This window comes from Arthrobacter globiformis (genome assembly GCF_003261175.1).
GTDB lineage: Bacteria > Actinomycetota > Actinomycetes > Actinomycetales > Micrococcaceae > Arthrobacter > Arthrobacter globiformis_A.
The window spans coordinates 129,668-153,828 of sequence record NZ_QLNP01000017.1 but is presented as its reverse complement, the minus strand read 5'-3'; the positions used below and the strand labels follow the sequence as shown (position 1 = coordinate 153,828).

General features: G+C 66.4%; 15 protein-coding genes. 9 read left to right on the top strand and 6 right to left on the bottom strand.

Going from position 1 to position 24,161, the window contains the following annotated elements; genetic code table 11:
- Nucleotides 1–493: 493 nt before the first annotated feature.
- The 4 genes from DBZ45_RS02450 (at nucleotide 494) to DBZ45_RS02435 (ending at nucleotide 6,106) form a co-directional block, all read left to right on the top strand.
- Nucleotides 494–778: an HU family DNA-binding protein gene (locus tag DBZ45_RS02450; protein ID WP_003803320.1), complete on the top strand. Its 285-nt coding sequence runs from the start codon at nucleotides 494–496 to the stop codon at nucleotides 776–778.
- A 116-nt stretch (nucleotides 779–894) separates the two neighbouring features.
- A complete protein-coding gene (locus DBZ45_RS02445) occupies nucleotides 895–3,057 on the top strand; it encodes a cytochrome c oxidase assembly protein (protein WP_111902390.1) in 2,163 nt (720 codons plus the stop codon).
- On the top strand, nucleotides 3,057–5,057 hold the full coding sequence (locus DBZ45_RS02440) for an NHL domain-containing thioredoxin family protein (protein ID WP_111902389.1): 2,001 nt from the start codon (nucleotides 3,057–3,059) through the stop codon (nucleotides 5,055–5,057). The genes DBZ45_RS02445 and DBZ45_RS02440 overlap by 1 nt, the downstream gene beginning before the upstream one ends.
- Before the next feature lie 212 nt (nucleotides 5,058–5,269).
- Nucleotides 5,270–6,106 carry a type IV toxin-antitoxin system AbiEi family antitoxin domain-containing protein gene (locus tag DBZ45_RS02435; RefSeq protein WP_111902388.1) on the top strand — a complete coding sequence of 279 codons (837 nt, stop codon included), beginning with the start codon at nucleotides 5,270–5,272 and terminating at the stop codon, nucleotides 6,104–6,106.
- A gap of 135 nt (nucleotides 6,107–6,241) precedes the next feature.
- Here the strand turns inward: DBZ45_RS02435 and DBZ45_RS02430 are convergent, their stop codons facing one another.
- Together DBZ45_RS02430 and DBZ45_RS02425 are read right to left on the bottom strand one after the other, a co-directional pair.
- Nucleotides 6,242–7,234, bottom strand: coding sequence for a hypothetical protein (locus DBZ45_RS02430; protein WP_190242971.1), 993 nt, complete (start codon nucleotides 7,232–7,234; stop codon nucleotides 6,242–6,244).
- A gap of 128 nt (nucleotides 7,235–7,362) precedes the next feature.
- Nucleotides 7,363–9,090 (bottom strand): helicase HerA-like domain-containing protein, encoded by a 1,728-nt coding sequence (locus tag DBZ45_RS02425; protein WP_111902387.1) that lies wholly within the window; start codon nucleotides 9,088–9,090, stop codon nucleotides 7,363–7,365.
- 153 nt (nucleotides 9,091–9,243) lie between these two features.
- On the opposite strand from DBZ45_RS02425, the gene DBZ45_RS02420 reads away from it, so the two are divergent.
- From DBZ45_RS02420 to DBZ45_RS02410, 3 genes are all read left to right on the top strand, one after another.
- Nucleotides 9,244–10,233 (top strand): LLM class flavin-dependent oxidoreductase, encoded by a 990-nt coding sequence (locus DBZ45_RS02420; RefSeq protein ID WP_111902386.1) that lies wholly within the window; start codon nucleotides 9,244–9,246, stop codon nucleotides 10,231–10,233.
- Nucleotides 10,234–10,499: 266 nt separating this feature from the next.
- Nucleotides 10,500–11,825: a hypothetical protein gene (locus DBZ45_RS02415; RefSeq protein ID WP_111902385.1), complete on the top strand. Its 1,326-nt coding sequence runs from the start codon at nucleotides 10,500–10,502 to the stop codon at nucleotides 11,823–11,825.
- Nucleotides 11,826–12,048: 223 nt separating this feature from the next.
- The gene (locus DBZ45_RS02410) at nucleotides 12,049–14,706 is read left to right on the top strand and encodes a trehalase-like domain-containing protein (protein WP_111902384.1); all 2,658 of its coding nucleotides are present in this window, start codon (nucleotides 12,049–12,051) and stop codon (nucleotides 14,704–14,706) included.
- A 14-nt stretch (nucleotides 14,707–14,720) separates the two neighbouring features.
- Here DBZ45_RS02410 and DBZ45_RS02405 read toward each other — a convergent pair whose 3' ends face one another.
- From DBZ45_RS02405 to DBZ45_RS02390, 4 genes are all read right to left on the bottom strand, one after another.
- Nucleotides 14,721–15,842 (bottom strand): FAD-dependent oxidoreductase, encoded by a 1,122-nt coding sequence (locus DBZ45_RS02405; RefSeq protein WP_111902383.1) that lies wholly within the window; start codon nucleotides 15,840–15,842, stop codon nucleotides 14,721–14,723.
- A 52-nt stretch (nucleotides 15,843–15,894) separates the two neighbouring features.
- A complete protein-coding gene (locus DBZ45_RS02400; protein ID WP_111902382.1) occupies nucleotides 15,895–16,821 on the bottom strand; it encodes an AEC family transporter in 927 nt (308 codons plus the stop codon).
- 155 nt (nucleotides 16,822–16,976) lie between these two features.
- Nucleotides 16,977–17,405: an aspartate 1-decarboxylase gene (gene panD / locus DBZ45_RS02395; protein ID WP_190242970.1), complete on the bottom strand. Its 429-nt coding sequence runs from the start codon at nucleotides 17,403–17,405 to the stop codon at nucleotides 16,977–16,979.
- Between the two features lie 56 nt (nucleotides 17,406–17,461).
- Nucleotides 17,462–18,481, bottom strand: coding sequence for a LysR substrate-binding domain-containing protein (locus DBZ45_RS02390; protein ID WP_111902380.1), 1,020 nt, complete (start codon nucleotides 18,479–18,481; stop codon nucleotides 17,462–17,464).
- Between the two features lie 157 nt (nucleotides 18,482–18,638).
- Here DBZ45_RS02390 and DBZ45_RS02385 point away from each other — a divergent pair, with 157 nt between their 5' ends.
- On the top strand, nucleotides 18,639–20,099 hold the full coding sequence (locus DBZ45_RS02385; RefSeq protein ID WP_111902379.1) for an amino acid permease: 1,461 nt from the start codon (nucleotides 18,639–18,641) through the stop codon (nucleotides 20,097–20,099).
- Nucleotides 20,100–20,511: 412 nt separating this feature from the next.
- Nucleotides 20,512–24,060 carry a bifunctional proline dehydrogenase/L-glutamate gamma-semialdehyde dehydrogenase gene (locus DBZ45_RS02380; protein ID WP_111902378.1) on the top strand — a complete coding sequence of 1,183 codons (3,549 nt, stop codon included), beginning with the start codon at nucleotides 20,512–20,514 and terminating at the stop codon, nucleotides 24,058–24,060.
- Nucleotides 24,061–24,161 lie beyond the last annotated feature (101 nt).

Genomic DNA, 24,161 nt, shown 5'->3' with positions numbered 1-24,161 from the left:
GCTAAGACCCACAGCGCCGATGGTACTGCACCCGGGAGGGTGTGGGAGAGTAGGTCACCGCCGGACACTATTTACGGCTCAGGCCCCGACGATAACGTCGGGGCCTGACCCTTTTAAAACCCCCAGGCAGTCCCTGACAGGAGCCCGGTCCCGGCCGGCTCAACCAACGCACCCTCCCACACCCCCCCTTAGCTCCTGCCGCCTTGCCGTCGACCCTTCTGCAGTTCCCCACCAAGGGCGGGGAAGCATCGCGAGTGAGGCGACGGGACGTGAGGAAGCGTGCGGCTGGGAGGTGCCCGAACCTGCGGGGGGACCCGGCCCGAAGGCCCAACAGGGCTGGAAATCCCTAAAATACCGGTGATTTAGGTCAAAAAGTCGCGGAAACACGCGGAATTTATCCCCCTCATGGGTGCAAGCTGGTAAGTTTTCGAACAGTGGCTTGCACGCACGCCGCGTGCAGGCTCCAGAATCAAGAGCGTCCAGGAGGACATACATGGCTAAGAACCGTAGTGAACTTGTTTCCGAGGTAGCAGGCAAGGCCGGCACCAGCCAGGCAGCCGTCAACTCCGTGCTCGATGCACTGTTCGAGGTTTTCGAATCTTCTGTCGCCGCCGGCGAGAAGATCACCATCCCGGGCTGGCTCGCAGTTGAGCGCACCGACCGTGCAGCCCGCACTGGCCGCAACCCGCAGACCGGCGAGACCATCCAGATTGCAGCCGGCCACAGCGTCAAGCTGACCGCTGGCTCCAAGCTGAAGGCCGCTGTCTCCAAGAAGTAGTCTTTCGCATCTCAGAGGAGCGGCAACCCACGGGGTTGCCGCTCCTCTTGCACTTAACCCTCGGTTCGCCGAACCCCCGATTCGCCGCCGTGGCGACGGTAGCGGACAATGGATAGGTGCCTTCAGCAGCAAAACCCCTTACTCCGCAACCCGCGCCCGATTCGGGAACCCGGGCCACTGACAGTGCCTTCGGCATCCAGCGGCCATGGCAGCTGGCCGGACTCGGTGCCCTGTTCCTGGGGCTGGTGGCCGCGCTGCTGTTCTCCGGTGCCTCAGCCGCCCGTGAAGTCTCCGACCCCGGCGCGCTGGTACGTTGGGGACTTCCGGTCAGCAAGGCCATCCACAACGTCTCCCTTGCCGCTGTAATAGGCGGGCTCGTCTTTGCGGCAGGTATCCTGCCGCACAAGCTCGGTGGTGCACGGTCGAAGGACAATGACGCACCCGAGCACCCGGCCTTTACCCGTGCCCTGGCCATCGCGGCCGCCGCCGGCGTGGCGTGGACGCTGTCCGCCATCGCCGTCCTGGTGCTGACGTACTCCGACGTGGCGGGACAGGGCATCTCGGGGGATGCCGAATTCACCCGTGCCCTCGTGTACTTCATGACGGACATCGAAACCGGGCGCGCCTGGCTGGCTGTGACGATCATCGCCGCTGTAGTGACAACGGCCCTCTTCGGGGTGCGATCGCTGACCGGTCTGGCGTTTACGTTGCTGCTGGCACTGATCGGGCTGGTTCCCACTGCCCTGATCGGCCACTCCGCCAGCTCCAACGACCATGAGGGCGCCATCAACTCGCTGGGCCTGCACCTGGTGGGGGTCAGCGTCTGGGTGGGCGGAATCATCCTGCTGGCTCTGCTCTCCGGCATCCTCGCCCCGGGCAACCAGGCCCGCAGCGGCCAGGCGGTCCTGCCGGGAGGCCACGACATCACCGAACCGGTCCTCCGCCGGTTCTCCTCGCTCGCAGGTTTCGCATTTGCGCTGGTCTTCGCGTCGGGCGTCGTTAACGCCAGCATCCGGGTGACCAGCTGGGGTGACCTCTTTGGCTCGGCCTACGGCCAGCTGATCCTCGCGAAGTCCGCCGCCACACTGGTGCTCGGCGGAATCGGCTTCATGCACCGGCAGTGGGTCATCCCGCAGCTGGGGCGTGCAGGAGCGGCCATGTCCGCGCGGCGCGTGCTCTGGCAGCTGATTCTCATCGAAGTCCTGATCATGGGCGCCACGTCAGGCATCGCCGTCGCACTGGGGCGTTCAGCGCCGCCTGAACCTACTTCCTACGCCCCGGACGCCTCGCCCGCATTCATCCTCTCCGGCTACGAGCTGCCCCCTGAACTGACGCCCGAACGCTGGCTCACCGAGTGGCGCCTGGACTGGCTCTGGATTGCCGTGGCTATCTTCGGGCTGGTGTCCTACCTCCTGGGCGTAGCCAAGGTCCGCGCACGCGGGGACAAGTGGTCCTGGTTCCGCACCGCAAACTGGATTATCGGCCTGCTGGTGCTGACCTACATCACGTCGGGACCGCCGTCGGTATACGGCCGCGTACTGTTCTCCGCACACATGGTGGACCACATGGCCCTCACCATGGTGGCTCCCATCTTCCTGGTGCTCGGCGCCCCCGTCACGCTCGCGCTCCGGGCCCTTCCGGCACGGGGGGACGGCTCCCGCGGCCCCCGGGAATGGCTCCTGCTGTTCGTCCACTCGAAGTTCTCGCAGGTGGTCACCCACCCGCTGTTCGCTGCCGCCAACTTTGCCGGTTCCATCGTGCTGTTCTACTACTCGGACGCCTTCAGCCTGGCGATGCGGGAGCACGTGGGCCACGAGCTGATGAACCTGCACTTTGCGCTGACGGGCTACATCTTCGTGCTCAGCATGATCGGCACCGACCCGCTGCCGCGCCGCGCGCCGTACCCCCTGCGGCTCCTGCTCCTGCTGGCCACCATGGGCTTCCACGCCTTCTTCGGCGTGGCCATCATGGGCGGCACCAACCTGCTGGCCGCAGACTACTTCGGCAATCTCGGCCGCAGCTGGGGGCCCTCGGCGCTCCTGGACCAGCAAATGGGCGGTGCAGTGGCCTGGGGCATCGGGGAAGTGCCCACACTGCTGGTGGCGATCGGCGTCGCCATCATGTGGTCAAGGTCCGATGAACGCGAAACCCGGCGCACCGACCGGGCGGCGGACAGGAATAACGACGCCGATCTCACCGCTTACAACGATATGTTTGCCAAATTGGCTGAACGCGACGCCAAGCTGGCTGAACGCAACTCAAAGCTGGAAGGACGCTGATGAGCGAAACCGTACGCACCCACCACCGGGTCCGCGCCTCCGAACTGGTCGGCCGCAACTGGCTGAACACCGGCGGCAAGTCTTTGGACCTGGAAGCCCTGCGCGGCAAGATCGTGCTCCTGGACTTCTGGACCTTCTGCTGCATCAACTGCCTGCACGTGCTGGACGAACTCCGGCCGCTGGAGGAAAAGTACTCCGACGTCCTGGTCACCGTGGGCGTGCACTCCCCGAAGTTCGAGCACGAGGCCGATCCCGTGGCGCTGGCCGCCGCCGTGGAGCGCTACGAGATCCACCACCCGGTCCTGGATGACCCCGAGCTGGAAACCTGGAAGGCCTACACAGCCCGTGCCTGGCCCACACTGGTGGTCATTGACCCCGAGGGCTACATCGTGGCGCACCTCTCGGGCGAAGGCCACGCCGACGGCCTGGGCGTGCTCATCCCCGAGCTGATCGCCGAGCACGAGGCCCGCGGCACCCTGCACCGCGGCAACGGCCCCTACGTCGCCCCGGAGCCGACGTCGGGAACCCTGCGGTTCCCGGGCAAGGCGCTCTACCTTCCCGCCGGCCGTGGTTCAGCGTCCGCCAGTTCAGCGTCTGACGCCGGTGCTGCCGCCGGCAGCGGGTCCGACGCCGGCACCTGGCTGGTCACCGATACCGGCCACCACCGCGTTCTGGAGCTCGGCACCGACTTCCACACCGTGCTGAGCACGTACGGTTCCGGGGAGAAGGGCCACGCCGACGGTGACGCCGGCACCGCCCGGTTCAACGAACCGCAGGGTCTTGTCCTGCTACCGGAAGATGTGGCAGCGAAGACGGGCTACGACGTCGTGATTGCCGACTCCGTCAACCACCGCCTGCGGGGACTGTCGCTCACTGACGGGACCGTCACCACACTCGTTGGCAGCGGCGTGCAGCGGCTCCTCGAGACCGGACCCGCCCGCGTGGATGAGGACGCGGCCGGCTTCACCGGACGACTGGGAGTCCACCCTCTGGACGTGGCCCTCAGCTCGCCGTGGGACGTCGTCTGGTCCAGCAAGCTGAACGCCGTGGTGATCGCCATGGCCGGCGTCCACCAGATCTTCAGCTACGAACCGCTCGCCGGGGATGTTTCAATCGTCGCCGGCAACGGGCTGGAAGGCCTGTTGGACGGGGCCGCCCACGAAGCCTGGTTCGCACAGCCGTCAGGTCTGGCCGAAGACGCCGACGGAAGCATCTGGGTGGCCGACTCTGAGACCTCTGCCCTGCGCAAGCTGGTGATCGACGACGACGGAACCGTCACCGTTGAATCAGCGGTGGGCAAGGGCCTCTTCGACTTCGGCTTCCGCGATGGCCAGGCTTCCGAGGCGCGCCTGCAGCACCCGCTGGGCGTCACCGTGCTGCCGGATGGCTCCGTGGCGATCGCCGACACCTACAACGGTGCGGTGCGCCGTTACGACCCGGCCTCCGGCACCGTGTCCACGCTGGCGCGCGGGCTGGCCGAGCCGTCCGACGTGATCGTCGACCACACCCAGGTGGCGGGCTCCGAGCCGCTGCTTGTGGTGGTCGAGGCGAACAAGCACCAGCTCGTGTACGTGCCCATTCCCAAGGAAGCGCAGCAGGTGGACGAGGGGGCCGCCCAGACGCACCGGCCCAAGAGCCCTGTGGCGCCTGGCCTGCTGGAGCTCACGGTCCGCTTCGCGGCGCCCACCGGCCAGAAGCTCGATGACCGCTGGGGCGATCCCACCCAGCTCAAGATCTCCTCCACCCCGCCGGAGCTGCTCGTGTCCGGCGGCGGGACCTCCGTGGGCCTGCTCCGCACGCTTGAGCTGGCCACCGATGTTCCGGAGGGCGTCCTGCACATCACGGCACGCGCTGCCGCCTGCGACGGCCCGGAAACCGAGGATGGCGAGATCCCGGACCACGCCGCGTGCCACCTCTACCAGCAGGACTGGGGCATCCCGGTGGTGCTGCAGGCCGACGGCGACACCGACCTGGTGCTGGACCTGCGCGGCATGGACTAAGGTCCCTCCGCAAAGAAGTACCTTAAAGGCTGCTGCCCTTGACCATTTCGTCACGGGCGGCAGCCTTTTGCCGATCCAGACGGAGGCAACCGCTGAAAACCGCGGCCGGTGCTCCGCCCGGGACGCAAAAGCCTGCCCGGCGTGACGCCCCGGAATCCACATACGGGAAGAGGCTGCTGCCCGGATCTGCCGGGGAGGCGCACCATGGCGCCATGGAGGTCACCAGGGCGCTCACTCTATGCGGCGGCGTGGCCAGGCGGCCCGCGTTGGCCAAGCTTGGCGTCAGCGACGCTGCCCTGCGCCGGGCAGTGCGGGCGGGGCTTCCCCAGCCTGCCCGGGGGCTCTACGCACTCCCCTCTGCGGCACCGGCAGACGTAGCGCTGCTCCTTCGCCGGCAAGTTCTGACGTGCATCAGCGCGGCGCCCTTCTACGGGCTTTGGGCTGTGACGCCGGCCGGATTGCGGCACGTCTGCTACCAACGGGGGATAGCTGCTGAAGACGAGGTGGCCCACCGGGAACTAATCCTGCCGCCGCATCCGCACCGCCCCGTGGCTGCCCTCGGCGATGTCCTGATCCATGCGCTCCGCTGTCTGCCGCCCCGCGAGTCGCTGGTGATGGTGGAGTGCGCTGTGCAACGCGGGGATATGAGTGTGCAGTTCCTGCAGGAGCGGCTGCCGGGTCGGCGCAACGGCAAGGCCCGCCAAGTGTTGGGCTGGGTGGACCGGGGCGCCGAGTCGCTGCTCGAAACGCTGGCAAGGACAACGTTCCGCCAGGCTGGAATACACGTGGATGCCCAGGTGTACATCGAGGGAGTGGGTTATGTTGACCTGTTGCTTGAGGGCTGGCTGGTCGTGGAGTTGGATGGCCGCCAGCACGGCGAATGGGCACAGGTGAGGAAGGACCACCAGCGGAACAACAGGTCAGTGGTCCAAGGCTACACAGTGCTGCGCTACTACTACGCAGACGTGGTGCACCGGCCCGAACAGATGCTGGCCGAGGTTCTGGCGGTCCTCTCCGGCGCTGGGGGAGCGCGGCAGGCGCCGAGGTGAGCAGAACAGTGTCACGTCAGGCAGGTTTTTGGCCGGAATCCGTCGCTGTGCCCCGGATTCGCGGGCGTCGCACCGACCCGGCCGCCTGAAAAGCCGCTCCGCGTGACGCGGACCCCCCAAGCAGCAGGTTCAGACCTAGAAGGTGAGGAGCGGTGTGACCTTGATGGTGTCGCCGGAGATGTCCAGACGCGTCGTGAAGCTGAAATCGTGCTCCACGTCCAGGGGCGAGACGGCCCCGCTGAACAGGTCGATCTGCTCGGCAGTGAGCTTTGCCTTGCCGTCCAGCGGCGCCACCACCCACCTGCCGTCAAAGGGCTCGATGGTGATCTTCGGGTAGTCGGTGATGCTCCACTTGATGGTTCCGGGCACCACGCGGTTGTTGGTGACGTGGTAGAACGGGCAGTCGGGCTGGAGCCGCTGCTGCTGGCCGGCTTCGGCGGCGCACTTGTCGAGGAATTCCTTGACCCGTGCGGAGACCGCCCGATTCAGTTCGTCCGTGGCATGTGTGAGCAGGTTCAGCGGTGCGGCGGGAGCCTCCCGTCCGGAGACCGTGGCCCGCGTGGGCGGAGCGGCGAAGTACTGGCCGTTGAGGGACGCCTCGTACTCGCCCGGATAGAACACCGCGAAGCTGTTGTGGCCGCCGGGTATGTTCACCGGCACGCCGTTGAACGTTGCCTCGCTGGAGTTGACCACCGTCACGTCAACGGTGGGCAGTGTGGCCGGCACGAAGGACCACTTGTGGAAGAACAGCCATTCTGTGCCGGTGCTCTCCAGCAGGAACTCGGTGTGCAGCTGACTGCCGTCGATGGTGTAGTCCATGGGCACCATCACCCGGTTGCCGCCACGCCCCACCGCGGCTCCGAGCTTGACGTTCGTGATCCGTGCCGCAGACGTCTGCAGGGCGGTGCCGTCGAGCATGGAGGCGTCGGCGTCCGGTACCGACGCGCGGAGCAGGCCCAGCGCCCGTTCACCTTCGCCGTGCTGCAGGGCCTCCAGATATTCGCGCACGGGCTGCTGGGGACTGGCCACGGAGGAGTTGACCAGGTTGACCGAAACGATGGCGCCAACAATGGCAAGCATGAGGCCCAGCAGCCATCCGGCCGCCGTCTTCACCAACGCTTGACTCATTTGCACGCACCCCACGTTACCTGCAACGTCAGGCAACTCTGGAGTAGCGCCGGTCCCCGTGACGCCCGCCCTCCGTGCAGGAACGCCCGACGGCGGGACTCAGCCGCCGCTGTCGGCGCTGCTTTCCGCTAGCGGCGGCGCCGGGACGAGGTGCCGAAAACGCCCCGCAGGAGTTCCCGGCCGAGCTGCGTTCCCATGGAACGGGCCATGCTTTTCAGGCCACTGCCAAGGGCCCCGCCGAGGGCGCCGGTGATGTCCTCCATCATCCCGCCGGGCTGGGGAGCCTGGCGTCCGGCCGGGGGCGCCGATACCCGCCCGCCGTCAGGCCGTCCGTTTTCGGCCCGCCCGCTGCCGGGCTGCCGGCTGCTGGGACGGCCGAGGATCTCCTCCTCGATCCGGCGGGCTTCGTCGTCGATCGCCGTTGGGCCAGGACTGCCCGGGACGAACACTTCGGGCGAAGGCGACGGCGGCTGCCCGGCTGCCGCGGCGCCGGTGGGAGCCGCGGCCTTGCCGGTCAGCTTCTCGTACGCGGAGACGTTGTCCACCGCAGTGCCGTACTTCGCCAGCAGCGCCGACCCCGCCACGGTGCTCCTGACCAGTTCGGCGGCGCTGGGACCCATGACGGACTCCGGTGCCCGGAGGCGGGTCAGGGCAACCGGCGTCGGGGCGCCTCGCTCGTTCATGACCGTGATGACGGCTTCACCAATGCCCGCGGAAGTCAGGGTCTCCTCGAGGTCGTAGTCGCTGACCGGAAACGTGGAGACGGTTGCCTTGAGCGCCTTCGCATCCTCCGGCGTGAATGCCCTGAGGGCGTGCTGGACCCGGTTGGCCAACTGCCCGAGGACATCCGCCGGGACGTCCTTCGGGGTCTGCGTGACGAAGAAGATGCCTACTCCCTTGGAGCGGATGAGGCGGACGGTGGTGGTGATGGCTTCCAGGAAGGCCTTCGATGCGTCGTTGAAGAGCAGGTGCGCCTCGTCGAGGAAAAACACGAGCTTGGGTTTGTCGAGGTCGCCGGCTTCGGGCAGGTCCTCGAACAGATCAGCGAGAAGCCACATGAGGAAGGTGGAGAAAACCATCGGCTTGGTCTGCAGGGTGGGGAGCTCCAGGCAGCTGATGACGCCGCGCCCGTCGGGCGCCGTGCGGAGCAGCTCGGCGGTGTCGAACTCCGGCTCGCCGAAGAACCGCTCCATGCCCTGCGCCTCGAGACCCACAAGTTCCCGGAGGATGACGCCGGCCGTGGCCTTGGACAGGCCGCCCAGTTCCTTAAGCGGTTCCTTGCCCTCGTCGGAGATGAGGAACTGGATGACGGCGCGCAGGTCCTTCAGGTCCACCAGCTCGAGGTTGTTCTTGTCCGCAAAATGAAACACGAGCTGGAGGCTGGATTCCTGGGTGTCGTTGAGCTCCAGTACGCGGGAGAGCAGGATGGGCCCGAACGACGTGATCGTGGCGCGGACCGGGATGCCGTCACCGTCCCCGCCGAGGGCCAGGAACTCCACCGGAAACGTCTTGCCGGACCATGCCTGCCCGATGCTTTCGGTCCGCTTGGCCAGCTTGTCGCTTCCGGCTGCCGCCGTGGCAAGCCCGGAAAGGTCGCCCTTAATATCCGCCAGGAACACGGGCACCCCGGCGGTCGAGAGCTGTTCCGCCATCATGTGCAGGGTGACAGTCTTGCCCGTGCCGGTGGCCCCGGCCACGAGCCCGTGCCGGTTCATCATGGACAGCGGCAGCCGGACCGGAGCGTCCTTGTGCAGTTCGCCGTCGACGATGGCGGCGCCCAGCTCGATGGTGGCACCCTCCAGGGCGTAGCCCTTTTGGATGGTGGCTACTTTATCTGCGGTGGACTTGTTGGCCATGCCGCCAGCATAGCGGCCGGCGGATGGACGGGATATGTGGACAGCGTCACCGGCCGGACAGAAATAACCCGGGTGCCGCCGTCGTTGTTCCCTATGTGCCGGACCACTCCTGGGCCGGCAGCTGCGCAACCCCCTACGAAAGGCCGTCCTGCCGTGACTGTTCCCCTCTCCATCCTCGACCTGGCAACCATCGGCAAGGGCCAGACGGCGGCGGAGAGCTTTGCCGGGAGTGTCGCCATGGCGCAGCTGGCCGAAAAGCTCGGGTACCGGCGCGTCTGGTACGCCGAGCACCACAACATGTCTTCCATCGCGTCGTCGGCCACGTCCGTGCTGATCGCCCATGTCGCCGCGCACACCGAGAGCATCAGGCTGGGAGCAGGCGGCGTGATGCTGCCCAACCATTCTCCGCTCACCATCGCCGAGCAGTTCGGCACCCTGGAGACCCTGCACCCCGGCCGGATCGACCTGGGCCTGGGACGTGCGCCCGGCAGCGACCAGAACACCATGCGGGCACTGCGCCGTGACCCGCAGTCGGCCGATACCTTCCCCCAGGACGTCCTGGAACTGCAGGGCTACCTCACCGGGCCCACCCGCGTGCAGGGAGTGGAGGCTACGCCGGGCAGGGGAACCAACGTGCCCCTCTACATTTTGGGGTCCTCCCTCTTCGGAGCGCGGCTGGCGGCCCAGCTGGGACTGCCGTACGCCTTCGCCTCCCACTTCGCCCCGAATGCGCTGCAGGACGCCGTCGCCGTGTACCGGCGGGAGTTCAAACCGTCGGAGCAGCTGTCCGCCCCGCACGTCATCGCCGGCGTCAATGTGGTGGCTGCGGATGCTGCCTCGGACGCCCAGGAGATGCTGCGCGCCACGATGCGGGCCCGCGTCTCGCTGTTCTTCGGCGGCGGGCGGGAATTCACCGACGACGAAGCGGACATGATCCTGGACTCGCCGCAGGGACAGCACGTCTCGCAGATGATGAAGTACTCGGCTGTGGGCACCCCGGACGTCGTGCTGGACTACCTGGAGGGCTTCGCCCGGCACGCCGACGCCGACGAGCTCATCGTGGCGCACCAGAGCAACGGAACCGCTGAGCGGCTGCGTTCGGTGGAGCTCCTTGCGGAGGCAGCCGGACTGGTCCGCACCTGACGCCCACGGCAGCGAAATAATTTGCCGGTCTGCCGGTGTTCCTTTTGGACTAAACCTGCAGGTCAGTGCGTGGAGCCGGGAATGGCGGCCCAAGAACGGGACAGTAAATTGCCTCGTTATTCAACCGATATCTTTTGACTTCGGCGAGTGCGGAACCTAGCTTTAAGGGCGCAAGGTCTCAATTTGCTCCGGATTGCGGGCGGAATCACGCCCGCAATTCGTGATGCTCCAAAGTTCTGCAAAAGCAGATTTTCCTGGTGGGGGATATGAAGATCAAATCAACGGCAGTCGTCGCTATTCTCATGACTTTCCTGATGGTCAGCGGATTTGTTGCCGGAGCCGCTGTTCCGGCGTCCGCGGCGGGCACCACGTTCTATGTCAGCGCCGCCGGCAGTGACAGTAACTCCGGGACCGCTGGCACGTCGGCCTGGAAGACGCTGTCCAAGGTCAACCAGGCGGTGCTCAAGCCGGGAGACACCGTCAGCTTCCGCAGGGGCGACACCTTCAGCGGCGGCATCGTCACCGCACAGAGCGGAACGTCCACCGCTCCCATCACGCTGAACAGCTACGGCACGGGCAACGCCCCCACAGTCACCGGCGGAAAATCCGGCAACTGCATCAGGATCAACGGCAACTACACCACTGTTGACGGCCTCCGCGCCGTGGCCTGCGGCTATGCCGGGATCAGCGTCACGGGCGACCGGAACATCGTGCGGAACTCCAGTGCGTCCAATAACGCAGCCGGACTGAAGGTCGGCACTGGCTCCGACTTCGGCAAATACACGGGAAATTCACTCACCAACAACAACATCATGAATGTGAATACGCCGGGCGCCAATTGCGGTACGTCCGCCGCGGTGAACTGCGGCGACGACTCCGGTGCTTTTGGCGTGCTGATTAACGGCAGCGACAACGAGTTTTCCAACAACACCGTCAGTGGATCCACCGGCAAGTCCTACGACTACAACCAGGACGGCGGCGCGTTCGAAATCTACAACGGCAACCGCAACAACATCCACCACAACGTCTCAGTGGACAACAACAACTTCTCCGAGCTCGGAAGGTCCTCGGGGACGGCCGACGGCAACGCGTTCCGCTACAACCTCATTCGCTCAACCTGCGGTGCGAATTGCTCCGAGGCGAAGGGCTTGATTGCCCGTGGAAACGGAAGCTCATACGGCCCCAACAACGGCACCGTCTTTGAGTTCAACACTGTCTACCTGACCGGCCCCGAGTCCGCGGCGATCGTTTGCCACGCGGCCTGTCCCGCGTCAACGGTGATCCGCGCCAACATCCTGGTGGGCGTCAAGAACTCCCTGTGGATCAACGGTTCGGGCTGGACCGAGAAGCAGAACGTCCTGAACGGTCCCGCGAACGTCACCCCGAACAGCACGTCGACCACGGCGCCGGCCCGCTTCGCCGGTGCGCCGGCCGACCTCCGCCTGACCGGCACCAGTCCCGCCATCGACCGTGCGGGCACCACGCCCTACAAGGTTGATCTCATGAGCAAGCCTTCAGTGCAGAACGGGGACTGCGCCGGCACGGCTGCCGCAGATGCCGGAGCCTACGAATACGATTCGCCCAACTGCTGATTCCGGCGCCTGCGGCGCCGCAGCAGAAAGCCCGCCGGGCTCACGGTCTACGTAGCATGGCGGGCCTTTTGGTGCGGCCCGCCGGAGTTCACCTGCCAGCATCATCACGTGACCCGAAGTGAAGTTACACGAACGCAATAACCGGGATATCCAGAGGAAATGGCCGGGCTGGACACTGGAGGTGTCCAAGACCGACTGGGGATGATCCGAAGGATTGCCACGCATGCCCACTCCGCTCAACCAGACGGTGGCCGATTCCGCACTGCTGACCAAATCGCTTCCTCTGGGCCTGCTGCGGGCGTTCGTCCAGTCAGATGCCGCCGATGACGGGCTCACACCCCAGCTGCTCGGTGAGCTGAAGATTCTGGCCCGTACGCCGGGGCTGCTGGTCGCCTGCAATTACGGCGGAACCCTCTGTGCCGCCGAAGGCATATCGACAGAAACGCTGCCGCTGGGCAGCGCTGCCATTGCACTCAGGGCCCTGGCAGCCCTGCCCAACACTCATGCCGCCGTTATCTCTGGACGGTCTCTGCGTGACCTGGCTGCAGTTTCCAGGCTTCCTGCCGAGGTCCACCTGGTGGGTTCGCACGGGGCGGAGTTCGACATGGGCTTCGCCCACGGACTGTCCCTGGCCACCGAGTCGGTCCTGCAGCAGGCCAACCAGGCACTGCTCGAAGCGGTGGGCGCGTACAAGGGAATCAGTATCGAACGGAAGCCCGTGGCGGTCTCGGTCCACACCAGGTCCGCCGCCCCGGATGTCGTGGCCAAGTGTGCCGGGAAGGCAGAGGAAGTGGCGCGCGCGCTCGGGCTGTTCTTCATTGTGGATGGATCCGTCCTGGACCTGTCCGTCGTGCAACCGGCCAAAGCCGATGCCCTGGACCACCTGCGCGCTCGCCTGGGCGCGAGCGCCGCGCTGTATGCGGGTGATGCCACTAGCGATGAACTGGCCATGGCCACGCTTCGTGGCCCGGACATGGGGCTGTGGGTGGGGGACCTGCCCACCTCGGCCAAACACCGGCTAAAGGATCCGGAATCGTTCGCGAGGGTATTGGGAATCCTCTTTGAGCTGCGGCGTGCATGGCTTTTCGGTGAGGACGCCGTCGGCCTGGAACGGCATTCCATGATCGGGAATGGCTCCTCCACTGCACTGGTGACACCCGAGGCCAAGATTTGCTGGATGAGCCATCCTTTGCCGGACTCGGGCTCGCTGTTCGCCCATATCCTCGGCGGTGACGCCGCCGGGCACTTCTCCGTGGAACCGGTCAAAGCGTCTCGGGTGCTCGGGCAGCGCTACGTGGACAGCACCATGATCGTGGAAACACGGTGGGCGGATGTGACCGTGACGGATTACCTTGAGCCCGCCCCGGAAGGCATCACCAGCCTCGTCCGGGTACTGTCCGGGGCCGGGGCGGCGCGGATCGTGTTCGCACCCCGGCCGGATTACGCCAACGCGCCGTTCAGCATGGAAGCCCGCGGCGGTGAGCTCCACGTCGTCGGCACGTCCGACCCCATCATCCTGCTGGCGCCGGACATAAGCTTCGCCATCACATCTGACGGGCGGCACGCGACGGCCACCGCCGAAGTCAACTTGCAGCACGGACCGATAGTCCTCAACCTCCGGTGCGGCGATACGGAACCACAGCACCCTTCCTGGCGGGACATGGCGGGGACGGACCAAGCGGCGACGGACGAAGCGGACCGCCGGGCCGCCGTCGCCCTTCATTCCCGACGCTGGGTGCAGGCCCTGACTCTGCCCTCCGTCAAGCCATCCCTGGTGCGGCGCTCGGCCCTGGTGCTGCGGGCCCTGGTCCATGAACCGACCGGAGCAGTACTTGCGGCCCCCACCACGTCCCTCCCGGAGGGCATCGGGGGAACCCGAAACTGGGATTATCGGTACTGCTGGCTGCGTGACGGCTCCATGACCGTCAACGCGCTGGTGGACTTGGGGTCAACGGCGGAGGCCGACGGTTTCCTCAGGTGGCTGACCGGCATCCTGGCGAACGCTCCGGGCCCGGAGTGGCTGCATCCGCTGTATTCCGTGACCGGCGCGCCGCTGTCCACGGAAGCCATCATCGAGAGCCTGCCCGGTTACGCCGGATCGCGTCCAGTGCGGATCGGCAACGCAGCGGACCACCAGGTCCAGCTGGACGTCTTCGGCCCGATCGCCGAGCTCATCCACGGGCTGAGTGAGTCCCGGGGATCGCTGGCAGACGGGCACTGGGAGCTGCTGGTCCAGATGGCCAGTGCCGTGCTGGCGCGGTGGCATGAGGCCGACCACGGCATCTGGGAGGCGCGCCGCGCACCGAGGCACCACGTCTACACCAAGGTGATGTGCTGGGTCACGCTGGACCGGGCCCTCCGCGCCGCAGCCCGCCACGGCCGCAGCCCGGAGCCTGCCTGGGCGGAGACCGCCGCCACCATCCGGGACGAGGTGCTCCGCGAGGGCTGGGACGACGGTGCGGCGTCCTACACCGTCGCCTACGACAGCCCCGACCTTGACGCCGCGGTCCTGCACATAGGGCTGTCCGGCCTGCTCGATGTCGGCGACCAGCGGTTCCTGGACACCGTCACGGCAGTGGAGAGGGAACTGCGGGTGGGACCCACGGTCTTCAGGTACAAGTACGACGACGGCCTGCCGGGGCTGGAGGGCGGCTTCCACATCTGCACCACCTGGCTGATCGAGGCGTACGTAGCGGTAGGCCGGATCGCCGACGCCTGGGACCTCTTCGACCAGCTGGTGAATCTGTTCGGACCCACCGGGCTGCTCCCGGAGGAGTACGACCCTGGCACCGAGACGCACCTCGGGAACCACCCGCAGGCGTACTCACACCTCGGGTTCATCCGCTGCGCCCGGCTCCTGGACCGGCACCAGCGCGGTTAGTCGGGGGCGGATTCTTAGCCTCGGGAGGCGGCGAAGATCGATGGTGCGGGGCCCTCTCCGGTGGCGAGGTCGGCCAGGATCCGGCCCACCACCGGCGTGAACTTGAAGCCGTGGCCGGCGAAGCCCGCCCCGATGACCACGGGTCCGATCCGGTCCAGCACGAAGTTGTGGTCCGGGGCGGTGGTGTAGGTGCAGCTGATGTCGGTCATCGCGTCGGCGTCCACGCCGGGTAGCCAGTCCCTCGCATACTGCTGCAGCGCTGCGCGCTGGCGCGGCTCGGGAAGGTAGGACCTCCGGTCCGGGTCCACCACAGGGCCCACTCCGTGCCAGCCCGCCTTAACGCCCTCGCCGGGGGTCAGCATGCCGTAGACGGGGGAGTAGAAGCCCGCGTAGTCCCCGCCCTCGCCGGGGAAGTGGTTGAAGCCCGGCCAGATGGCGCCGTCGTCGGTGATGCCGAAGTGGGCCGGCTGCTCCTGCGTGACGGTCAGGCGCGGCGTGGCGATCGATCCTGCCAGCAGCTTGGAGGTCCAGCCGCCCGCGGTGACCACCGCCTGCCGGGCGGTGAGCACCTCCGTCCGCCCGCCGTCGTCCACGGTCAGCCGGACGCCGCCGTCGAGTATTTCCAGCCCCACAACCGCCACGCCGTGCCGGATGGCTGCGCCGTTCCGGGCCGCGAGCCGCTGGAACGCCGGAAGGGCAGCCTCGGGATTGAGCTGGCCGCCGTCGGGCATGTGGAGAACCTGCTGGTCGAAGCGGATGCCGCTCCAGCGCTCGCCGGCTTCAGCGAGCGGAACGAAGTCCGCCCGGAGGCCTGCGTTGTTCAGTGCTGCGTGGATCTCGCCGAGGCGCGGGTCGGGGCCGTGGTTGACGACGCCGGTGCGCGCCAGCAGCCGTTCGCCGCTCGCGTCTTCGAGCTCGGCCCACAGCTTCAGTGTTTCGGCCAGCATGGCGACGTACTCGGGCTCGGCGTAGGCGAGGCTCAGGTTCCGTGTAGCGCCGTGCGATGCACCTTTGAGGTGGCCGGGCGTGAACTGCTCCAGCAGGGTCACTTCACGCCCGCGGTCGGCCAGCGCCCAGGCGGCAGCGGAACCCATGGCTCCGCCTCCGATGATCACGGTGTCCAGGGTGGTGTTCAATGTTCCTCCAGTTCGGGCGGCAGCGGCGGAGCGGTCGGGGACGCGGCGGCAGTTATGCCAGAAGCAGGGCCACACCGATCATCGCAGGCACGGCCACGATCGTGGTGATCAGGACGGTGTCCTTCGCGACCGTGAGCCCGGCTTTGTACCGGCTCGCGGCGACGAAAACATTTTGCGCGGTGGGCAGGGCAGATGTGACCACGACGGCAAACAGCGCCGGGCCGTCCAGCCCGAGGGCGAAGCGGGCAAAGAGATACGCGATGGCCGGGTGCACGAAGAGCTTGAAGCCGCTGGCCAGCAGGGCATCGGTTCTCCGGCCGGCGGCTGCCTGCAGCGGCTTTGACCCGTTCAGGCTCATGCCGAAGGCCATCAGCATGGCCGGAATTGCGGCGCCGCCGATCAGATGGATCGGTTCCAGGAGCAGCGGCGGGAGCTGCCATCCCGTTCCGGCGACCAGCAGCCCAAGGGCCGAACCCACAATCATGGGGTTTTTCAGGATCAGCATGACGAACCGCAGCGGCGTGGTGCGGTGCGAGCTGGTGGTGGCATCCAGGGCCATGAGGAACATCGGCGTGAAAAACGCCAGCTGGAAGATCAGCAGGGGAGCGACGTGGCTGGCATCGCCGAGTACGTACACGGCAATCGGGATGCCAAGGTTGGCGGAGTTCGCCAGCGAGGCGCTCATGGACGACATCAGCGATTCGGGGACGGTGCGCTTGAGCAGGAACCTGACGATGACAAAGAACAGCGCGGCGGTGGTGGCGGCGCCAACTGCTGCAACGAGGAGCGGGGCGGCGAAAACTTCACGCAGGCTTGCCCTGCTCAGCGTCTCGAAGAGCAGCGCGGGGCTGGCGACGAAGAAGGTAAGCCCGCTCAGGACCTGGCGGGCATTCTCGCCCAGGATTTTGCGCCTGCCCACGAACATGCCCACCAGAATGATGGACCAGACCACGAAAAAGCCTGCGAGGACGCCTAGCACGGGGTTGCCGACGGGGTTGCCGCCAGGGGCAGGCTCGGGCAGGGGGTGGCATCCACCATCCCAGCCTAATCAGATTTATTCAGCCGCGGGTCACCTTTGTGGCAGGGATCTCGCTGTTGTGCAAGGTCCGTGCTGGCCGACGGCCCGCGACGGCCTTAGCTCAGCGCGGCGTTGTTGAGTGCGAACGGCGGCCGCAGCAGACCGGGGGTGAGGCCTTCTGCCGGGTCGTTGCCCAACTGGATGATGCGGTTGTCCTTGTCCACGTGGACAACCTTGGGTTCGTAGGCCTTGGCTTCGTCGGTTGTCATCTGCGCGTACGTGATCAGAATGACGGTGTCGTTCTCGTGCACCAGGTGGGCTGCGGGGCCGTTGATCCCGATGACGCCGGAACCGCGCTCGCCGGCGATGGTGTAGGTCTCGAGGCGGGCACCGTTGGTTACGTCCACAATGGCCACGAGTTCGCCGGGCAGGATGTCGGCAGCATCGAGCAGGTCAAGGTCAACGGTGACCGAACCCACGTAGTGCAGGTCCGCGTGCGTGACAGTGGCCCGATGGATTTTGGACTTAAACATTGTGCGATTCATAACGACAACAGTCTAACGCCGGGGTCAACGCTTGGCTGTGAGCCAGGGAACATCTGCTAAACCGCTTCTCCGCCTTTTCTGGCAGCTGCTGATCCTTCTGCTGTTGCCTCTGCCGCTGCGGCTGCTGCTCCCGCCGGGGCGCCGGAGGCGTCCGCTCCCGTATCGATTTCCTGGGCGGCCGCAATGGAGGCGGCGGTGGAGGCAAGGATTTCGCGGGCCGCGAGGATGGCGGGCCGCTGCGCGCCGGAGCGCCGCACGGAAGTGAAGACCGTCCGCCGCGGCTTGCCGGGAAGGTCCAGCAGTTGGGCCGTTGTGCCCCGGCCGGTCCACACCAAATCCGGCATCAGGGCAACGGCGTTCCCCGACTCGATCAGGCGGATCTGGGCCTGGAGGTCTGCTGTTTCAAAGCGGACGTCGGGCTCGAAGCCTGCACTCCTGCAGGCCTGTTCCGCCCAGTGGCGTGAGGCCGCGCCGCGCGGTTCCATCACCCAGGGCATCTCGGCCGTGTCCGAGAGCGAGTCGACTTTAGCCCTGCCCTCGGCGGCCGGCGGCACCGCGAGGCGGATGGCGTCGCTCGTGAGGCGGACGCGGTCCAGCTCGGGGTAGCGGGGCGCGGCGTGGCCGGGGTACTGCTCGGCGATGACCAGGTCGAAGTCACGGGCCCATGTCTCATGCAGCGCCGTCTCGGGCTCGCGCTGCGTCATTTCGATCCGGACCTCGGGATAGGTCGCGGCAAGGCGGGTCAGCGCATCCGGCATGAGTGCCAGCGCCGCGGACTGGAAGACGGCGATCCGCACGGTACCCGAGACGGTGGTCAGGGACGCGGCAAGGTCCGCCTCGGCCTGCTCCAGGGTTTCGAGCAAGTGGGCTGTATGCGCCACCAGAACCTCAGCCTGCGGGGTCAGCTGCACGCGGCGGCCTGTTTTCCTCAACAGTTCCACGCCCACTTCCTTCTCAAGCAGGGCCAATTGTTGGGAAACTGAGGATGGACTGTACTGCAGGGCTGCGGCTACCTCGGCGAGCGTGCCCCGGATCTTCAGCTCGCGGAGCAGCCTCAACCGGCGGACATCAAGCATGGGCTGTTCCTTGGTTTGCACAAATGAATAGTTGGGCTAATGAATACTGGTTAGAAGTATGCACTTTATCTAATGCAACAGTGCTTGCATACTAAACAGATTGAGTTACCCCCATCACAGGGCGAAATGGTGGGGCCGCACCTACGCAGGAGTCCCGATGAGTACAACAGATCCATCGCAGTCAATCTTGAGGCGCAAGCCCATTGACGACATCGAAGTAGAGAACAAGCACAGCGGGCTTTTTAAGTCCCTGGGGCTGTGGCAGTTGACCGCCATCGGCGTCGGCGGCATCATCGGCGTCGGCATCTTCTCGCTGGCCGGCCTTGTGGCGCACGGCAGTGCTGACACGCCCGGCGTCGGGCCTGCGGTGCTCATTTCCTTCCTGATCGCCGGCCTGGCCTCAGCTGCCGCGGCGCTCTCCTACGCAGAGTTCGCGGGCATGATCCCGCGTGCGGGCTCGGCGTACACCTACGGCTACGTGGCCCTGGGCGAAATCATCGGCTGGTTCATCGGCTGGGACCTGCTGCTGGAATACATTGCCATCGTAGCCGTGGTGGCCATCGGCATTTCGGGCTACTTCGACGCCTTCCTCTCCGGCATCGGAATTCATATGCCGGTCTGGATGACGTCGACGCCGGACGAGGGGAAGGGTGGCATCATCAACCTTCCCGCCATCCTTGTCTGCCTGCTGGTGACCTGGATCCTCTCCCGCGGCACCAAGACTTTCGGCCGGTTTGAACTGATTGCCGTTGCCATCAAAGTTGTTCTGATCCTGTTCATCATCGGGCTGGGTGTCTTCTACATCAACACCGAGAACTTCAACCCGTTCATGCCCAGCGGCTTCGGACCGGTCTTGGCAGGATCGGCAACCGTGTTCTTCGCGGTGTTCGGGTATGACGCCATGAGTACCGCGGCCGAAGAGGCAACCGACGGCAAGAAGCACATGCCCAAGGCCATCATCCTCTCCCTCATCATCGCCATGCTGCTCTACGTTGCCGCCACCCTCGTGCTCACAGGCATGCAGAACTACAAGGACATCGATCCCGCCGCTGGCTTCGCCTCGGCGTTCCAGGGTGTCGGCCTTCCCGTCATCGCCACCATCATCTCCGTTTTCGCCGTGCTCTCCATCCTCACCGTGATGCTCACGTTCCTCCTCGGCGTTACCCGCGTGTGGTTCTCCATGAGCCGCGACGGTCTTCTCCCCGGCTGGTTCTCCAAGACTGACCGGCACGGTACGCCGCAGCGCGTGACCTGGATCGGCGGCATCGCCTCGGCGCTGCTGGCCGGTGTATTCCCCATCAAGGCTGTCGCCGACCTCACCAACATCGGCATCCTCGCAGCATTCGTGGTGGTGTGCGTGTCCGTGATTATCTTCCGCTACACCAAGCCGGAGGCACCCCGGACCTTCCGCCTGCCGCTGATGCCGGTGGTTCCCGCATTTGGTGTCCTGGCCTCCGCCTTCCTGATGTTCCAGCTGCACTGGGAGACCTGGCTGCGCTTCGGCATCTGGCTCGTGATCGGCCTGGTGATTTACTTCGGCTACGGCAAGCGGCACTCGCTGATGAACCCGAACAGCCCCCGGCATGACGAGGCAGTGGAGATGCACACGCAGGTGTAGCCCGCTCATCTCTGACGCGTATCCGACGAACCCTCCCGTACCCCCCGGTGCGGGAGGGTTCGTCGTTTGGCGGCAAGAGCTGAGGACGCGTTGGGGTTTTGGCGGCGAGAGCTGAGAGGGGGTTGCCGGAGGGATTGCAGAAGCTGAGAGAGCGTTTGGGGTCTTCAACGCTCTATCAGTTCCTGCAGCATTTCCCTCGACCCTTCGTCACGTCCTGCAGGGATTCTCCCAACGCGTCCTCACGTCCCTCGCGGGGCCCTGGGCGGCGTGGTTAATGGGCGTCCGAACGAGATACAGAACGATCGGTATTTCTAACGTGTATTGCTAAGGAAAGATCGCTTTATCTTAAGGGAAGCGAGGCTCATACTGATGAATAAGACGATCACTTCGCACTGAAAGAACGAGGAAAGCCATGACCAACACCGCCACGGATCACCGCGTGCAGGCAGGCAAGGACGCCGCTGTAGCCGGCGCCGTCGCCACTCCCTCGGCAGGGTCCGACGTCGCCGAAGCGACCGCCCTGGCCGCTGACGCAATCGCCCTCGTCCGCCGCTGGCTGACCGAAGCCGCGAAGGTGCCCGTAGACGCTTCCGCAGAGCAGCTCGCCGGCGTCCTGAAGGACCCCAACGGCCTGGACTTCACCGTGGGCTTCGTCGACGGCGTGGTCCGTCCCGAGGACCTGCACGTCGCTGCCCGCAACCTCGCAGCCCTCGCCCCGAAGGTTCCCGCCTTCCTGCCCTGGTACATGCGCAGCGCTGTCCAGGCGGGCGGCCTCATGGCCCCGGTCCTGCCGCAGGTTGTCATTCCCGTGGCCCGCAAAGTCCTCCGCGAGATGGTGGGCCACCTCATCGTTGACGCCACCGACTCCAAGCTGGGCCCGGCCATCGCCAAGATCCGCAAGGACGGCATCAAGCTCAACGTGAACCTGCTCGGCGAGGCCGTGCTCGGCGAACACGAAGCCTCCCGCCGGCTCGAGGGAACCCACACCCTGCTGGCCCGCCCGGACGTGGACTATGTTTCCATTAAAGTGTCCTCCACCGTGGCCCCGCACTCCGCCTGGGCCTTCGACGAGGCCGTGGAGCACGTCGTCGAAAAGCTCACCCCGCTGTTCGCCCGCGCCGCCTCCTACTCCGCCGCCGGGCAAAAGAATAAGTTCATCAACCTGGACATGGAGGAGTACAAGGACCTGGACATGACCATCGCGGTCTTCACCCGGATCCTGGACAAGCCCGAGTTCAAGAACCTGGAGGCCGGCATCGTGCTCCAGGCCTACCTCCCGGACGCGCTCGCCGCCATGATCCGGCTGCAGGAATGGGCAGCCGCCCGCCGCGCAGACGGCGGCGCGGCCATCAAGGTCCGCGTGGTCAAGGGTGCAAACCTTCCCATGGAGCAGGTGGAGTCCTCGCTGCACGACTGGCCGCTGGCCACCTGGGGCACCAAGCTGGACTCGGACATCAACTACAAGCGCGTCATCAACTACGCGCTGCACCCGGACCGGATCGGCAACGTCCGCATCGGCGTCGCCGGGCACAACCTGTTCGACATTGCCTTCGCCTGGCTGCTGGCCAAGCAGCGCGGCATCGCGGATACCGCACAGCAGAGTATCGAATTCGAGATGCTGCTCGGCATGGCACAGGGCCAGGCCGAGGCGGTCAAGAAGGACGTCGGCTCGCTGCTGCTCTACACGCCCGTGGTGCACCCGGCCGAATTCGACGTCGCCATCGCCTACCTGATCCGCCGCCTCGAAGAGGGCGCCAGCCAGGAAAACTTCATGTCCGCCGTCTTCGAACTCAGCGAAAACGAAGGATTGTTCGAGCGCGAAAAGCAGCGCTTCCTGTCCTCCCTGGAAGAGCTCGACGACGAGGTCCCGCCGCCCAACCGGCAGCAGAACCGCAGCCTCCCGGCGGAGCTGATGCCCCGGACCGGATTCCACAACACCCCGGACACGGACCCGTCCCTGCCCGCCAACCGCGACTGGGGCCGGGCCATCCTTGAGCGAGTCCCCACGTCCACCCTGGGCAACGCAGCCGTTGAGGCCGCCACCATCACCGACGCGGACACCCTCAACACCGTGATTGCCACGGCCGTCGAGAAGGGCAAGGCCTGGGGTGCGCTGTCCGGCGCCGAGCGTGCCGAAATCCTGCACCGCGCCGGCGACGTCCTCGAGGCCCGCCGCGCCGACCTGCTCGAGGTCATGGCCAGCGAGACCGGCAAGACCATCGACCAGGGCGACCCCGAAGTCAGCGAGGCCGTGGACTTCGCCCACTACTACGCCGAGTCCGCCCGCAAGCTGGACCAAGTCGACGGCGCCACCTTCGTTCCGGCGAAGCTCACCGTGGTCACCCCGCCGTGGAACTTCCCGGTGGCCATCCCCGCCGGTTCCACGCTCGCGGCACTCGCCGCCGGCTCCGCCGTCGTGATCAAGCCTGCCAAGCAGGCCCGCCGCAGCGGTGCCGTGATGATTGAGGCGCTGTGGGAGGCCGGCGTGCCCCGCGACGTGCTCACCATGGTCCAGCTGGGCGAACGCGAGCTCGGCCAGCAGCTGATCTCCCACCCGGCCGTGGACCGCGTGATCCTGACCGGCGGCTACGAAACCGCCGAACTGTTCCGCTCCTTCCGCAAGGACCTGCCGCTGCTCGCGGAGACCAGCGGCAAGAACGCCATCATCGTCACCCCCAGCGCAGACCTGGACCTCGCCGCGAAAGACGTTGCCTACTCGGCCTTCGGCCACGCCGGGCAGAAGTGCTCCGCCGCCTCACTGGTGATCCTGGTGGGCTCGGTTGCCAAGTCCAAGCGGTTCCACAACCAGCTGATCGACGCCGTCACCTCGCTGAAGGTCGGTTACCCGGAGGACCCCACCAGCCAGATGGGCCCGATCATTGAGCCGGCGAAGGGCAAGCTGCTCAACGCGCTGACCACCCTCGGTGACGGTGAGAACTGGGCCGTCGAGCCCCGCAAGCTCGATGACACCGGCCGGCTTTGGAGCCCGGGCGTGCGTTACGGCGTCAAGCGCGGTTCCTACTTCCACCTGACCGAGTTCTTCGGTCCCGTCCTCGGCGTCATGACCGCGGACACCCTGGAAGAGGCCATCGCCATCCAGAACCAGATCGAGTACGGCCTCACCGCCGGCCTGCACTCCCTCAACACCGATGAGCTGGGGCTGTGGCTGGACACCATCCAGGCCGGCAACCTCTACATCAACCGCGGCATCACCGGTGCCATCGTGCAGCGCCAGCCGTTCGGCGGCTGGAAGAAGTCGGCAGTTGGCGCCGGCACCAAGGCGGGCGGCCCTAACTACCTCGCCGGCCTCGGCGGCTGGACCACCGCCGAGAGCACCCAGGGTGCCGCGGCGGGCATCTCGAACCGCAGGGTGCAGCGGCTCGTGGACGCCGTGAAGGGCGAACTCAACGCTGCTGACATTGAGGCCCTGCGGCGGTCGCTCGGCTCTGACGCCCTCGCCTGGGCGGACGAATTCGGCACCGCCAAGGACGTCTCGGGCCTGAGCGCCGAGCGGAACATTTTCCGCTACCGGGCGCTGCCGGTCACCGTCCGGCTGTCCGACGGCGGTTCCCTCCGGGCGCTCGTCCGGACAGTAGCCGCCGGCGTTCTGCCCGCTGCCCCGCTCACCGTCTCCTCCGGCGTTGAACTTCCCGCCCAGCTGCGTTCCGTGCTCACCGGGCTGGACATCCCTGTGACGGTGGAGAACGACGCCGAGTGGCTGGCATCCGCGGGACATCTCGCCGCGGCGGACAAGCTTTCCGGCGGACGCATCCGCCTGATCGGCGGCTCCGCGGCTGACCTGGCCGAAGCGACCGGCGGCCGTCCGGACCTGGCCATCTACGCCCACGAGGTGACGGAGGCCGGCCGTATTGAAATGCTGCCGTTCCTGCACGAGCAGGCCGTCAGCATCACGGCGCACCGGTTCGGCACGCCCAACCACCTGTCCGATTCACTGATCTAGTTACTCGCCGATCCAGGGCCTCGCCGATCCAGGGCCTCGCTGATCCAGCGAGGCTGATAAGACGAGAGAACGGGCGGGCACCCTCCAGGTGCCCGCCCGTT